The 13,197-nt window shown below is 38.1% G+C and carries 13 protein-coding genes; 12 read left to right on the plus strand and 1 reads right to left on the minus strand.

Translation table 11 applies throughout. The features are described 5' to 3' along the window. From XM47_RS00710 to XM47_RS00725, 4 genes are all read left to right on the plus strand, one after another. The gene (locus XM47_RS00710; RefSeq protein WP_048688227.1) at positions 1–1,389 is read left to right on the plus strand and encodes an MFS transporter; all 1,389 of its coding nucleotides are present in this window, start codon (positions 1–3) and stop codon (positions 1,387–1,389) included. Beyond that, a complete protein-coding gene (locus XM47_RS00715) occupies positions 1,390–2,400 on the plus strand; it encodes a LacI family DNA-binding transcriptional regulator (RefSeq protein WP_048688230.1) in 1,011 nt (336 codons plus the stop codon). It abuts the gene before it with no gap. 122 nt (positions 2,401–2,522) lie between these two features. Next, positions 2,523–3,428: a D-hexose-6-phosphate mutarotase gene (locus XM47_RS00720; protein WP_048688232.1), complete on the plus strand. Its 906-nt coding sequence runs from the start codon at positions 2,523–2,525 to the stop codon at positions 3,426–3,428. Between the two features lie 64 nt (positions 3,429–3,492). After that, the gene (locus XM47_RS00725) at positions 3,493–4,149 is read left to right on the plus strand and encodes an HAD family hydrolase (RefSeq protein ID WP_048688235.1); all 657 of its coding nucleotides are present in this window, start codon (positions 3,493–3,495) and stop codon (positions 4,147–4,149) included. Here the strand turns inward: XM47_RS00725 and XM47_RS00730 are convergent, their stop codons facing one another. Next, positions 4,150–5,106: a DMT family transporter gene (locus XM47_RS00730; protein ID WP_048688237.1), complete on the minus strand. Its 957-nt coding sequence runs from the start codon at positions 5,104–5,106 to the stop codon at positions 4,150–4,152. Between the two features lie 243 nt (positions 5,107–5,349). On the opposite strand from XM47_RS00730, the gene truA reads away from it, so the two are divergent. The 8 genes from truA to XM47_RS00770 all read left to right on the plus strand — a co-directional run bounded on the left by truA (position 5,350) and on the right by XM47_RS00770 (position 13,143). Continuing rightward, positions 5,350–6,138 carry a tRNA pseudouridine(38-40) synthase TruA gene (gene truA, locus XM47_RS00735; protein WP_048688239.1) on the plus strand — a complete coding sequence of 263 codons (789 nt, stop codon included), beginning with the start codon at positions 5,350–5,352 and terminating at the stop codon, positions 6,136–6,138. A 150-nt stretch (positions 6,139–6,288) separates the two neighbouring features. Further along, entirely contained in the window at positions 6,289–7,149 is an 861-nt protein-coding gene (gene accD, locus XM47_RS00740) for an acetyl-CoA carboxylase, carboxyltransferase subunit beta (RefSeq protein ID WP_048688243.1), read from the plus strand. After that, entirely contained in the window at positions 7,149–8,438 is a 1,290-nt protein-coding gene (gene folC / locus XM47_RS00745) for a bifunctional tetrahydrofolate synthase/dihydrofolate synthase (RefSeq protein WP_048688247.1), read from the plus strand. The genes accD and folC overlap by 1 nt, the downstream gene beginning before the upstream one ends. Positions 8,439–8,440: 2 nt before the next feature. Beyond that, positions 8,441–9,031: an SPOR domain-containing protein gene (locus XM47_RS00750; RefSeq protein WP_048688250.1), complete on the plus strand. Its 591-nt coding sequence runs from the start codon at positions 8,441–8,443 to the stop codon at positions 9,029–9,031. 63 nt (positions 9,032–9,094) lie between these two features. Beyond that, positions 9,095–9,592 (plus strand): CvpA family protein, encoded by a 498-nt coding sequence (locus XM47_RS00755; protein ID WP_048688253.1) that lies wholly within the window; start codon positions 9,095–9,097, stop codon positions 9,590–9,592. Between the two features lie 14 nt (positions 9,593–9,606). Next, positions 9,607–11,115 (plus strand): amidophosphoribosyltransferase, encoded by a 1,509-nt coding sequence (gene purF / locus XM47_RS00760; protein ID WP_048688257.1) that lies wholly within the window; start codon positions 9,607–9,609, stop codon positions 11,113–11,115. A 96-nt stretch (positions 11,116–11,211) separates the two neighbouring features. Continuing rightward, on the plus strand, positions 11,212–11,982 hold the full coding sequence (locus tag XM47_RS00765; protein WP_048688259.1) for a sulfite exporter TauE/SafE family protein: 771 nt from the start codon (positions 11,212–11,214) through the stop codon (positions 11,980–11,982). 345 nt (positions 11,983–12,327) lie between these two features. After that, the gene (locus XM47_RS00770; RefSeq protein WP_048688262.1) at positions 12,328–13,143 is read left to right on the plus strand and encodes a hypothetical protein; all 816 of its coding nucleotides are present in this window, start codon (positions 12,328–12,330) and stop codon (positions 13,141–13,143) included. Positions 13,144–13,197: the final 54 nt, after the last annotated feature.

Genomic DNA, 13,197 nt, shown 5'->3' on the forward strand with positions numbered 1-13,197 from the left:
ATGGTGAAGTTAGAAAGCCAAGACCAAATAACAAATTTTTTGCCTTACCTTCCGTATGGAATTGGCTTTTTAGCTTTGTTTTTTATAAGTAAAGGAATCGAAATTTTTGCCGTCCCTTACTACCAAATGACTTTAGGAATTAACCCATTTCATTTAAGTTTGGCAATTACTTTACCTTTAATCTTGGCTTCTTTTGTTGGACCTTGGGTCGGCAAATTATCTGATGACACAAACTCTAGATTTGGCAGAAGAAAGCCATATATTTTTATATTTTCAATTATTAGCGCGGGATTATATGGCTTGTTATGGATGGTCGAACCAAGTTGGACGCATTCGCAGCAATTATTATATTTTGTCTGTTGTACACTAGGTTTTTATTTAGCTGCCAATTTTGTCTCTATACCATTAACGTGTTTTACCTATGAAGCGAGCTCAAGCTCTTACAAACGGACTCAAATTATCGGCTTCGCTTCTTATTTTACTTATACGGCCTCGATTTTTTATCAGTGGCTTTTCCCGCTGAGTCAATCTGAATTTTTTGCTACAAATCACCAAGGTATCATGTTCGTTGGATGGACTGTTGCGCTTGTTTTTATTTGGTTTGCAAGCATAGTGCCGATTATTTTAAAATCTGAATCAAATAACACAGTGTCAGGGTATAAAAATAAGCAAGCCGTTAATCGTAATTTAAAACAAAATTTGGCTAAAGTTTTTGCTAATCATAAAATGAAAATTTTACTCATTGTGCTTGGCTTACAAATGTTAGTGGGTGGTTATGCTGCGGCTATGGATTATTACTTAATCGTGTATCGTTTATTAGCGGGAGACATTGCTGCCGGCTCAGTATGGAAAGGTGTATTATCTACATCGTATGCCATTATGGGAATTGTTTATATACCTATAGTGACACGTTTAGTTAGGCAAGTTGGGCAAATATCGACATTGAAAATTATTTTTTTACTGACGGCGCTTGGCGGTATTTTAAAATGGTTTATTTTTGTACCAGATTCCCGCTGGTTATTGCTTGCTGACGCTGTTTTTTGTAGCCCAGTTTGGACTGCTATGGCAATTGTGATGCCTGCAATTTTAGCTGATATATCTGACGAAAATAGTCAAACTGAGGCGCGTGACAGCAAAGGCGTTTTCGTTTCTGTGTACAATTGGGCTATTGGAATTTTTATTGCTTTGGCTATGGTTATTGCTGCACTTAGCTTAAATTGGCTCGGATTTGATGCTGAGATGGGGGTCTATCAAGCCGAGGCTAGCCTGCTCGGGATGAAATATATTCTCGTGTTTGGCACTATAATTTCAGCTCTGTTCGCATATCTCATTTTAGGGTATTATCACAAGGTCAGTAATACCGACTCTAAGGGTAATGTAGGTAGTTAAATGGTTACAATAAAAGATGTTGCTAGAGCGGCTGGTGTTTCAACCGCTACAATTTCTAGGGTAGTGCACAACGGCGGAAATGTTGGCGATGAATGCCGAGCAAGAGTTAAAAAAATAATCGAGGAAATGGGTTATCGCCCTAACTCAAATGCGCAAGCTTTAGTCAATCGCTCGAGCAAAACGATTGGTATAGTCACGCCCAAATTATCTATGTCTTTTTTTGGTAGTTTAGCCTCGGGTGTTGAAAAAGCGGCACGAGAAATAAACTATAAATTGTTAATGACTAACTCATTATATGAAAAAGAAACAGAGCAAGCTGCGATTGATTCGTTACGAGAACATAATTGTAAATCTATTATCATACATAGTGATTACTCTGATGAAAAAACACTCGCTAAATTAGCGAAAGAAATCCCTGGATTAGTTGTCATTAATCGTTTTTTACCTAGTTTAGCGAATCGATGTGTTTGGCTAGATAATGTTTCTGGTGGTCAACAAATTGGTCAATACTTACTCGAAAAAGGACACAAAGAGTTTGCGGTTGTCACGAGTGTTTATAAAAACCGAGATCCTGATCTAAGGGTGCAGGGACTACTGAAAGCACTGGAAGATGAAGGTATAACAATACCGAGTAGTCTAATCGCGCAATCTACTTCTAATATGGAAGGTGGCGCTCTGGCCGCAAGAGCCTTGATTGAGTCGGGTAAAAAGTTCACGGCTGTTGTTGCTTACAATGATTTGATGGCGGTTGGTTTAATGAATGAACTTCAAGACCAAGGTATTCGAGTTCCAGAAGATGTTTCTGTGGTTGGTTTTGATAACTTAGATATAGCCAATGCCTGTCGACCTAGGCTAACAACCATGTGTTATCCAATCGAAGAAATGGCAGCTTATGCAACTGAGTTATCAATTGAATTAGCTCAAGAAAACAAAAAATTAGCGCAAAAAACTCATTTGTTTATGCCAACTTTAATCGAAAGAAACTCAGTCAGAGATTTAACTCAAAAATAGTCTATGTAAGTAAATAAGGTAAACGTATTCCCCCTTTTTATACCCCTTATAATGATAAGGGGCTTGGGTATATATGAGATTAATATTAAAATAAGTTAATTTTAATATATCCAGAAGACATTATGACTGCACAATTATCTGAATTAATCGCTGATATCAAGCAAATTAAATTAACTGATAGCCAAACTTATTATGGTCAAGAGCATGAAGCTCTACCTATTTTAGTGATTAAATCGGATTTATGTCATGCAGTGATTGCGCTGCAAGGCGCTCACGTAATCGAGTTTCAAGCAACAGGCAAAGCGCCATTGTTATGGAACAGCCCTAAAAGCCAATATAAATCTGGTAAAGCGATAAGAGGCGGAGTGCCTATTTGTTTTCCTTGGTTTGGCGAAAATCAATTTGATAAAAGCCAAGCTAGTCATGGCTTTGTTCGTAGTCAATTATGGGATCTGGTTTCTGCTCAAGTGAATCAAGCTGGTGAGGTTGAAATCGTCTTCAGTTTTGCTTCAAGCGATGATACTTTGGCAGTTTACCCATATCAATTTAACGCAGAGTATAAAGTCACTTTAGGCAAAAGTTTGTCGCTTGATTTAGTGGTGGCAAATTTATCTGATCAAGTGATGCCAGTTAGCTTTGCGCTACATAGTTATCATCCAGTAAGTGATTTATCAACGACTTCTGTTGAAGGCTTAGACTGGACCACTTATTTAGATAACTTACAAAACTATCAAGCTAAAATACAACAAGGACCTGTTGTTTTTGATGGTGAAGTTGATCGTATTTATTTAAATGTTGCGAATAGCCAAATTATCAAGACTTCTGATTCAATCAAATTATCGAGCGATGATTGTAATAGTGCGATTGTCTGGAATCCTGCTTTCGCTAAAGCCGATGGTATGGCTGATTTAGGTGGCGAAAACTATACCCAATTTATCTGTGTTGAGCGCGGCAATGCGTTTGCAAATAGTTGGTACTTAACGCCAAATCAAACCCGATCGGCTAATTTAGTGATTAGTAATTGCTAGCCTATATCTTGTTTAGTTTTTAACTAACCTCATATATGAGGTTAACTATTACAGAGAATATAAAATGGCGCAGCCAATAAAAGCTTTATTGCTTGATCACGACGGTACCTTAGTAAACTCTGAGCCTTGCCAGTTCCAAATTTGGCAAGGTATATTGCAAGGCTATGGGGTTGATTATCAATTTAGTGATTTTATTCCAAGAATTGGGATTCCGGGTGAAATAACTTCAGCATATTTAGTTGAAAAATATCGTTTACCGATTTCTCCTGCTGCTTTAGCTAAGGTAAAAGAAGAGCAAACCGATATCTTTTTGCAAACTAACGCCTTTCCACTCATGCCTGGTATCCAGACCATAATTAATTGGGCGAAAGAAAATAAGATTAAGCTTGCCGTTGTCTCTGGGGCAGAGCGCGCGAGCGTTGTGAGGAGCTTACAGCACCATAACTTGCTTAATCAGTTAGAGGTGGTCGTCGCGGGTGGTGATGTCGAAGTTAGCAAACCAGCACCGGACTGTTATCTGAAAGCTTTATCTGAACTCGGAATTAACGCTGAGCAAGCGGTCGCGATAGAAGACTCAGCTAGTGGTATACAGTCGGCCAAAGCCGCTAACTTAAAGTGTTTTGCAATCCAGCATGACTTCACGCCTGCAGAAAAGTTGAGTAAAGCGGATAAATATTTTTCTTCTCATCATCTTATATTAGATGCGTTAAAGCAGCTGTAGCTAGCTAACCTCTGCGGTTTTAATTGGCGGGGCTGCTTTTTTTAATTTACCTAAGCTAGCCGCCAATGAGCCGATAATCACTAAAATACCGCCCAAATATGCGTATTGGTTCAAATCAGAAGAGACAAAGTGAGTTGGCCATATTTCGACAGCGAAAATCATACCAATAAATGTAAACAAAGGGGCTAAAGCGGTTACTGCTGCAACTTTATAAGCAGGCCAATGTTGTAAGGCTTCTGCAAATGCACCATATCCAAAAAGTGTATTAGCACATGCGAAAATGAGCGCATAAATTTGTAGGCTATTCATTTTGGCAAGATCTGATACTTCACTAAAAGGGAAGTAAATTAAAGCGCCTATTAGGTACACATACAGCATAATTTGTTGCGAAGAAAAATGACTTAGTAACCCTTTTTGAAAAAGGGCGTATATTGACCAACCTAATGAAGCACACAAAATAAATAAGATGCCAATATTTTCACCGGCCTGACCGGATATCAATAAAGCAATCCTGTCGTTGAAAAATAAAATTAAACCGACAAATAGAATGCAGGCACCTAATATTTCATAAAGCGTTAGTTTTTCTTTAAAAATAAGACAGCTCAACAACATGAAAATGAAAGGGGCAATTTGGATCAAAACCTGTGCAGCTTCTGGTGTTAAGTGAGCTAAGCCTTTAACGTAAAATATATAATTAGCACTTAACCCTAACGAAACCAGTAGAATTGATACTATGATTTTTTTCGGTTCTATTTTTAATTTTGGTAGTCGCTTAGTTACGAATAAGAATAAGAAAACGAAAAAACCCGAAAATAAAAACCTAGCCGCAGTAATGCTGGTGGAGTCTAAAACTTCTAAAACAAGTTTTAGACTGACAGGTAACAGCCCCCATAAAATGGCAGTAAATAGGGAAAGTGAAAATCCAAGTAAATTGTTATCTGTCGGCTTATGTTTCATGTTTAAAAATACTAAATGTAGTATAAATATTATATATGTTCTGCTTGTTATGTACAGAAGTATAATTTTGCTAATGTATTCAGGCTATTATGCTTTATTTTTATGCCATTGGCTTTATTTATCACACAACTGATGAAGTTAATTGTGATAATTGCGATCTAGGCATTTTGAACTAGCATGGTTTTGGTATTTCAGTATAATGGCGCGATTTCAGGTTAGACTTAGCCGTAATCATTGGTAGCTATGAAACTCGCACTTGGTATTGAATATGATGGCGCCCAGTATTCTGGGTGGCAAAGACAAGATAATGTTCCTTCTGTACAACAAAAATTAGAAGAAGCTTTATCGTATGTTGCTGACGCAGAAATAACGGTTACATGTGCCGGAAGAACAGATGCAGGTGTGCATGCAACAACCCAAATCGTTCATTTTGAACCACCAAAAGAGCGAAAATTAATCGCTTGGATTTTAGGCACAAATTCTAAGTTACCGCACGATATTGCTGTGAAATGGGTTCACCCTGTGAGCGATGAGTTTCATGCAAGATATTCTGCTACGGCTAGACGCTATAGATATGTTATTTATAACTCAAATTTTCGACCTGCCATTATGCAACAAGGCATTACCCATGTGCATGATCCACTAGATGCAGATGCTATGCACAGAGCAGCACAAGCGCTAGTTGGTGAACATGATTTTTCGTCTTTTAGAGCAACTCATTGTCAAGCGAACACGCCATTTCGTCATTTAACTCATATCACAGTGGAGCGCACTGGCGACTTTATTGTGGTTGATGTGGCGGCGAATGCGTTTTTACATCACATGGTTAGAAATATTGTCGGTTCCTTGATATCTATCGGTAAAGGGGAACAAGCAGAGACTTGGATGGCGGAATTATTAAAAACCAAAGATAGAAAACAAGCGGGTGTGACAGCAAAACCTAATGGTTTGTACTTAGTACGCGTTTTTTATCCTGAGCATTTTGGTTTACCACAAATGCCAATGGGACCTCTATTTTTGCCCGAAAATTAAACGAATGAGTCAATTTTTGTAATTTGATCTTTTTATAGATCATCTTTTTGTTAAAAATAGCGAATTATTATGCTTTAATATGCGGCAATTATGCGCAGCTATATTTTAGCTAACTTAACATTTTTAGATTAAATTCTTCAGAGAGCCTCCATGAGTTGGATAGAAAAAATACTCCCAAAAACAAACTCAACTAAGAAGAGTAATGTGCCAGAAGGCGTTTGGGCAAAATGTACCGAATGTAACTCTATTCTTTATAAAGAAGAGTTAGCCCAATTACAAAACGTTTGCCCTAAGTGTGATCACCACATGAGAATAGGCGCGCGTTTAAGATTAGATTCATTTTTAGACACAGATGGTCGAGTTGAGTTGGGTGCAGAGCTTGAACCAGAAGATGTATTAAAATTTAAAGACTCTAAACGTTATAAAGATAGAATATCAGCAGCACAAAAAAGCACATCAGAAAAAGATGCGCTTGTTGCTATGCGCGGTACGACAAACGGTGTTCCTGTCGTTGCTGTTGCGTTTGAATTTGGCTTTATGGGCGGGTCAATGGGCTCAGTTGTTGGTGCTCGATTTGTACGTGCAGCAGAAGAATGCTTAAAACATAACTTACCATTAGTTTGTTTTTCTGCGTCTGGCGGTGCTCGTATGCAAGAAGCGCTTATGTCGTTAATGCAAATGGCTAAAACGAGCGCGGCATTAGCTAAAATGAGCGAAAAAGGTTTACCTTATATTTCAGTTTTAACAGACCCGACTATGGGTGGTGTTTCTGCTAGTTTTGCTATGTTAGGTGATATTCATGTTGCAGAGCCTAAAGCCCTAATTGGTTTTGCAGGTCCGCGCGTTATTGAGCAGACGGTACGTGAAAAACTACCTGAAGGTTTCCAACGTAGTGAATTTTTAAAACAAAAAGGTGCGATAGATATTATTGTTCACCGCCATAAGTTAAAAGATACAGTTTCAAGACTTATCGCTAAGTTTATGAAGCTACCAGCAGCAGAATTGAATTAATGTCACAGCTGTCCAAATCGGGCAGGCTAGGTTTTAATTCACTGTCTGCTTGGTTGACTCACTTAGAGTCGCTACATCCTAAAGATATTGAGCTCGGCTTAGATAGAGTTAAACTTGTATTTAATCAGCTCAATTTGGATTTTTCAGCAAGTAAAATTGTCTTACTTGCTGGCACCAATGGCAAAGGCACAAGTTGTCATTTATTACAGCAAATTTTAACCCAACATGGTTATCAAGTCGGCTGCTACAATTCTCCTCATATCCATGATTATCGTGAAAGAGTTACCTTAGATAATAAGTGGTTTTCTGAGCAGCAGCATTGCGATGTTTTTGCACAAATTGAAGCTGCTCGAGGCGATACTCCTTTAACCTATTTTGAGTTTGGTACTCTGGCTGCTATTACTATGCTAGCTCAAGCTAAACCTGATTTTATTTTATTGGAAGTTGGCTTAGGTGGTCGATTAGATGCTACTAATATAGTCGAGCCAGATTTAAGTATTATCACCACCATAGATATAGATCACAAAGATTGGTTAGGTGATACCCGAGAACTCATCGCTAAAGAAAAAGCCGGTATTTGTCGCCCGCATGGTAAAACCATCTGTGGTGATTTCCATCCGCCAGTGTCACTTCAACAAATTGCCCAGTCATTAGCGCTAGATATCAGCTGGCAGCTCGTGGACTTTAATTTCACTGTAGTGGAAGACAAATGGCATTGGCACAGTAAAACCTTAAGCTTTGATAACTTACCTAAACCGAATATGCCGTTACAGAATGCAAGTACGGTTTTAGCTGCATTAGAAAAATTAGAAATTACAATCGATGAGCAAAAGTTAGTTTCTTGTTTATCAAACTATCAATTAGCTGGGCGCTGGCAGAAAATACATAGTCAGCCTGATTTATTCTTAGATGTTGCGCACAACCCTGAATCTGTAAAGTATTTAAAAAAACAATTAGAAAATACAGTAACAGGCAGAAAGAAGGTCGCTGTACTTGGCATGTTAAAAGACAAAGATATCTTTGCCAGTTTAGAATTAATTTCGGCTATGTTTGATAGTTGGTTTTTAGCGGACATTAATCAGCCTAGAGGTGCTCAAGCTGAGACGTTAAAATCGGTTTTAGTTGATAATTTAAAAGTTGATGCAGGTAAAATACAGTGCTTTAGCTCTATTACTCAAGCAAAATCTGCTGCGATAGCTGAATCAAGTAGTGACGATCTAGTAGTTGCTTTTGGTTCGTTCTGGGTGGTAACTGATTTACTTGAAACGATTTCGCAGAAGGAATTATAGCGATGAATACTGCTTTCCATAATCGTATTGTTGGCAGTATCGTATTCATTGCTTTAATTGTAATTTTTTTACCTGATTTGCTTAGTGGTAAGAAAAATCAATTTATTGACGAAGTTAAAGCTATTCCGACATCACCCCAAATAAAACCTATTCCGGCCATGCCAAAAGCGCCCGAAGCTGAATATGAAGCGAAAATGAATTCGGCTAAAGCGCCTATTACGGATGAGCAGAATCTTGATGTCATTTTTATTAATGACGAAACACTAGCTGAAGCTGCTGAACAAACTAGACAACAAGTTGAGCAGCAGCAAGCTTCAGCTGCAGATAGCGAATCGCCATTTAATAAACCAGCTTGGGTTATCCAACTAGGCAGTTTTAAACACGGTAAAAATATTCAGAATTTAGTCGCTAAGTTAAAGCGAGAAGGCTACGTTTGTTTTACTCGACCAATTCAAACTCGTAACGGACCTTTAACTAAGGTTTATGTCGGCCCTGAATTAGATAAACAAAGTTTAGAAAAAATGTTACCAGAGTTAAAACGTCTGACTAATTTAAGCGGTAAATTGACAATTTACCGCCCAACAGAGAATTAGCAATGGTATTTGTATACTTGAATCTGCTAAGATCCGCCGGCAAAAATTAGCATGGAAATGACAATGGTTTGGATTGACTACGCAATTATTGGTTTGATCGCTATCAGCACCTTAATTAGTTTAGTTAGAGGTTTTGTCAAAGAGGCATTGTCTTTAGTTGTTTGGGCTACTGCGTTTTTTATTGCCAGCCAATTTTATTTAGATTTGGCCGCGCACCTAGGTAATATTGAAGAGCCTATGTTACGCAATGCCGCAGCTATCGCGATACTGTTTGTTAGTAGTATTATTTTAGGATCTATAGTTAATTATATTGTAGGTCAATTAGTTCAAAAGTCTGGGCTATCAGGCACAGACAGGGTACTAGGTTTAGCCTTTGGTGGCTTGCGAGGTATCTTAATTGTTGCTGCTGTACTATTCTTTATGGATGCATTTACACCAGCTTCAAAAGCGGAGTGGTGGAGTAATTCATTACTCATTCCAGAATTTTCTGTTGTTATTGAATGGTTCTTTGAGTACTTGAAACATAGTTCGAGTTTTCTTAAAGATATCAAACCTGTTTAAGAGGTATATTATCCATGTGTGGTGTTGTTGGCATAGTTGCTCATTCCCCTGTAAATCAATCATTGTATGATGCGTTAACCGTTCTCCAACATAGAGGACAAGATGCTGCGGGGATTATGACTATCAATGAAGGCATGTTTAAGTTAAGACGTGCAAATGGATTAGTCAGAGATGTTTTCGAACAAAAACACATGGAACGTTTAGCAGGTAACTGGGGCATAGGTCATGTTCGTTACCCGACTGCTGGTTCTTCAACTTCAGCGGAAGCTCAACCTTTTTATACTAATTCACCTTACGGTATTGCTTTTGTTCACAATGGTAATATCACGAATGCAGCTGAATTAGCTGAAAACTTAAAAGGCGGAGCTAGACGTCATGTAAATACGTCTTCTGATTCTGAGCTTTTGATGAACTTATTTGCTCATGAATTGTGTGAAGCGGAACACTGGGAAGTTAAACCAGAGAGCGTATTCCAAGCTGTAACGGCTTTACATAAACAGGCTCGCGGAGCTTATGCTGTTGTAGCTTCTATCATAGGTTATGGCTTGGTTGCATTTCGTGACATCCACGGAATTCGCCCACTTGTTTTAGGTAGCCGTAAATCTGAGCAAGGCATGGAATACATGGTTGCTTCTGAAAGTGTCGCATTAGACGCAGTCGGATTTGAATTTATTCGTGACGTTGCGCCTGGCGAAGCGGTTTACATCACTAAAGAAGGCGAGTTATTTACTCAGCAATGTTCTGATGAAGCTGAACTTGTGCCATGTATCTTTGAATATGTATATTTTGCTCGTCCAGATTCAAAAATTGATGATGTTTCTGTTTATGCTTCTCGTGTGCGCATGGGTAAAAAGCTAGGCGAAAAAATTAAACGTGTTTGGGAAGATTTAGAAATCGATGTTGTTATTCCGATTCCAGAAACAAGCTGTGATGTCGCATTAGAAATTGCAAATACCCTAGAGCTACCTTATCGCCAAGGTTATGTAAAAAATAGATATATCGGCCGTACTTTTATCATGCCAGGCCAAACTGAAAGACGTAAGTCGGTACGTAGAAAGCTAAATGCGATCACTTCTGAGTTTGAAGGTAAAAATGTTTTGTTAGTTGACGACTCGGTAGTACGTGGGACAACATCAGAACAAATTATCGAAATGGCTAGAGATGCTGGAGCCAAAAAGGTTTACTTTGCCTCTGCTGCACCTGAAATTCGCTTCCCGAATGTATATGGTATTGATATGCCAAGTGCCAGTGAATTAATTGCATATGGCCGAGATGTTGAAGAAATTAGTGAACTCATTAAAGCTGATGGTTTGATTTTCCAAGATTTAGAAGATTTGATTGAAGCGGTTAGAGAAGGTAATCCTTCAATAGAGCGCTTTGAAACTTCGGTATTTAATGGAAAATACATCACCAATGATGTTAGCCAAGAGTACTTAGAACAGTTAGATTTTTCGCGTAAAGATTCTGCGAAGAAAGGTTCTTCTGATCAGAGCTCAAGTTTAGAAATCCATAACTTAAACTAGTTTTAGGTTTCTATTCCACGCATTTTAAACGCCGCTTTTGCGGCGTTTTTTTATTCACTACAATAGTTAGCTCAATATTAAATTTAAGCCCGCCCTATGATTTTTGACCAATTATTATTGTTTGTTGTTAGTCTTGTTGCCAATACCTTATCCTCTTTAGCCGGTGGTGGGGCTGGGTTATTGCAGTTACCCGCATTGATTTTTCTTGGTTTACCTTTTTCGATTGCGCTAGCTACTCACAAAATTGCATCTGTCGCTTTAGGGCTGGGTGCTTCTGTTAAGCATTTAAAGCATGGTCAATTTGAACTCCCCTTAATTTTAGCCATGACTTTAGGTGCACTACCTGGTGTGGTTATAGGTGCGAATGTCATTTTATCTATACCTGTTCATCTGGCTTTATGGTCTTTGGGCGGCCTGACGATTGCATTGGGTATGTACTCAATATTTAAACCAAATCTAGGTTTAGTCGAAGTGGCAAAAAACTACCACCTAAAAGGTTATCTTATAGGCGCTTTTGGCTTATTTATTATTGGTATCCTTAATGGCTCTCTCACTTCTGGTACTGGTTTGTTTGTGACTATGTGGCTTATTTATTGGTTTGGTATGAGTTATGGCAAAGCAGTTTCATATACATTAATCATGGTTGGTATATTGTGGAATGGCACAGGAGCCGTGACTTTAGCTTTGCTGTCTGAAGTTCAATGGGACTGGCTACCAGCGCTTATCTTAGGCTCATTGCTCGGTGGTTATTTAGGTGCTTGTCTTATCATTGCTAAAGGCAACAAATTAGTAAAACGATGTTTTGAGGTCATGACAATTTTATCTGGGGTTGCTTTGTGGTTAAAGGCGGCAGGCATGTTTAACTAACATCAGTCAGGATAACAACTTGCTTTTTTGAGGGCTTTTTTCTTGATATCGGCGTTGAATGTGCTAATCATTGCCAGCTACTGCCTCTGCAAATTCATCTGACTCAAAACAAAAACATCACCTTAGAATTAAATCTTTTAAATTTAAACCTATTATCAATACCTTAGTTAAATCATTAATGATAGAGACTAAGCTGGAAAAATATCAATTTACCCGCATACTTAACTAATGAATTAACCTTATTATTTGCTAATGGATTGAGAATTGAAAACACTCAAATTTTTTGTTCTTCTGACATATTTTTTGATAAATATTAGGTCTTACTCTGAACCGTTAGATATATCTGTGACGGTAAATCCAGACCAAGAAGCAAAGTATTTAGATGTACTTGGCAATAAAAAGTGTTATGAGATTAATTCTTACCTCAATTCTTCAAGTTTTAGAAACTCAATTGAGTTAGTTGTTTTATGTAAAGCATTGTACCTCGCTGGAATTGAAGTTAATTTTAAGTTTCAACTTGTACCTAATTATGTCCGCTCACTATTAGAGGTTGAAAAAGGTAATGCACTTATGGCAGCTTCAACAGCTTGGGAAGCTGATATAGATGACGCCCATTTATACAAAAGTGAAGCTGTATTTAAATCTAAAGAGTTTGTTAAAGGTTTTTACACGACTCCAGCATTAATAGATGAAATTGAATTTAAAGTTCACGAAGCGCTAAATCACGGCACTTCACCTGTTAATGCATTAAGGCAATATTCCTTTTTGTCCGCTAAGCATTGGGTGTACGATTGGCATGTCATTAACGCTTTGTCGTTACCTGTTGCGAGTATGTCAGGTCATTTTAGTTTATGCAGAATGTTAGCGGCTAATCGGGCACAAGTTTATATGGGTGAAATGGTAATGATAGGTCGCGATAATTGGGCCTTTCCTTGTGATAATATCAAATTACTACCAATTGAAGGGATTAAGCTATCTTTTATTCAATCTCGCCATTACGCCATATCTAAAACTCACCCACATGGTAAAAAAGTATACGAAGCGCTCAATATAGGCATCAAAAAACTTAGGTCGTCAGGGGAGTTAGTGAAAGCCTTATATCCGTTGAGTCATCAAAAAGTGATCCTAGATAGCTGGGTCGATCTTTATCCGAAGCAGTAAGCAAAGATACTGCTAAAACTCGGTTTAAATACTTACATCTCATAAAGCAAACTT

The organism is Catenovulum maritimum, assembly GCF_001050375.1.
Lineage (GTDB): Bacteria > Pseudomonadota > Gammaproteobacteria > Enterobacterales > Alteromonadaceae > Catenovulum > Catenovulum maritimum.